We start from the raw sequence: 382 nt of genomic DNA on the forward strand, positions 1-382 counted from the left end.
CCCGACCAGATCACCGCGACGAGCGGCGGCATCGAGTGGGTGTAGATCACCGTGGCGACCGCGTTGGCCGTGTCGTGGAAGCCGTTCACGAACTCGAAGGCGAGGGCGATCAGCAGGGCGAGGCCGTGCAGCGCGAAGGCGCCGTAGGCCAGGGGCGCCTCCCCGACCGCGTTCATGTCCGCGACGAGGCTCACCACCGCGTAGCCCAGGCCCGCCACGAGGACGAGCAGGAACGCGACCACCCCGCCGAGATGCATCCCGTGGTCGAGGCGCGGCCCGCCCGCCTTCCGGTCTCCCACCGCCCCCGACGGCATCACGGCGGTATCGGACATGAACCCTCGCGCGGAATCTTTCGTGGTGAGCGGGGATTAAAACCGCGCGG

Annotated in this window: 1 pseudogene; it reads right to left on the reverse strand. The window is 70.4% G+C overall.

Going from position 1 to position 382, the window contains the following annotated elements:
• Positions 1-332 (reverse strand): annotated as a pseudogene (locus tag ACLBX8_RS31660) (inorganic phosphate transporter); the annotation flags it as partial.
• Between the last annotated feature and the right edge of the window lie 50 nt (positions 333-382).

Source organism: Methylobacterium sp. D48H (assembly GCF_053345715.1).